The following is a 1,211-nucleotide window of genomic DNA, read 5'->3' as shown; positions in this document are numbered from 1 at the left end:
CCGTTGGAAAAAGTGTCATCCACTACAGCCATCAGGTTGGCGCTGGCAGTGGAAGACGGTGAATAGGCGGGTACCGCCGGCATCGCTATCGGCGTGTGCAAGATTGGCACGGGCGCCATCCTGGACGCGGTACGTTGTACCACAGGCAGCACTTGAGGAGGCGGTGTGCTGGGGATTGGACTGCTGGGAATCACCTGAATGTGTACCGGCGTTGTGCCCTGGTTGAGCATACCCAACTGGCTGGCGGCACCATAGGACATATCCATGATGCGACCACTCACGAAGGGACCGCGATCATCGACCAGCACGACGACGCTGCGCCCGTTCTTCAGATTGGTGACGCGTACGCAGGAGGGCAGCGGTAGCGTTCGGCTCGCGGCTGTCATTTGCCGGGCATGAAAAGCGGTGCCCATGGCGGTTACAGCACTGGAGGATTGCTGGTTGTACCATGAGGCGATTCCATTTTCGGAAAAGCGCGCATCGCTACGCATAGGATGATACCAATATCCATTTATTTCGTAAGGTTGATTGTAGGCAGCATGGAAGTTTGGCGCTGGCGCATGGCAATCCTGCCCGGTGGAATAGGCAGAGCCCACCATCGCCGAACCGTAGCCACCGCCTGACGTGCCGACCATGTGACTGGGCACACTCGCACAGCCCGCAAGTGCTGCGGCGGCAAAGCCGAAAGCCCCCAGTCTGAAAATCTGAAGATGGTATCGTACGCACATGCTGATGCATGGCCTCCGTCTGGAAAGACCTTTGCATTCTAGGCCATGCTTTCCAGAAAATTCAAGTAGAGCTGATGCTTGGCCGTTTATTCTCAAGCAATCAATGAAAAATGTCGGCAAACGATATGTATGGCAGATACTTCTGCTGCTATGGGCCATCCCGGTCCTGTCGGAATTCCAGCAGCGTTTCCTTTATTCTGCAATGCCATCCAGGCGCCACTATAGTTACGTGGCAGCGGGGCGCCTGCCGGACGTTTGGGCTACCGCCATGCTTCATGTTTATCGATGGTAGCAGGTATATCCTGGCGGACAGGCGGGTGCCTGCTGATATTGCGGTGCCGTCGGTCTGCACACATAGCCGGCGGGGCACGGTACACTGCCCTGCGGAGCTGCATAGTAACCGGGCTGTTGTGGTGCCGGTGCCTGTTGTTGGCTTTTAGAGATGCCATAACCGGCAAGCCCGCCTAACCCTGCGCCGCCATC

1 protein-coding gene and 1 pseudogene are annotated in these 1,211 nt (G+C 57.2%); both read right to left on the bottom strand.

Annotated elements, in window-relative coordinates; translation table 11 throughout:
- A partial coding sequence (locus HF921_RS11510; protein WP_215893850.1) for a septal ring lytic transglycosylase RlpA family protein occupies nt 1-728 on the bottom strand: 728 nt, incomplete at its 3' end.
- Between the two features lie 279 nt (nt 729-1,007).
- Nucleotides 1,008-1,211: pseudogene (locus HF921_RS11505) on the bottom strand (hypothetical protein); the annotation flags it as partial.

This window comes from Acidithiobacillus ferriphilus, assembly GCF_018854775.1.
GTDB lineage: Bacteria > Pseudomonadota > Gammaproteobacteria > Acidithiobacillales > Acidithiobacillaceae > Acidithiobacillus > Acidithiobacillus ferriphilus.
The sequence above is the reverse complement of the archived record's forward strand: the minus strand, read 5'-3'. Positions and strand labels throughout refer to the sequence as shown.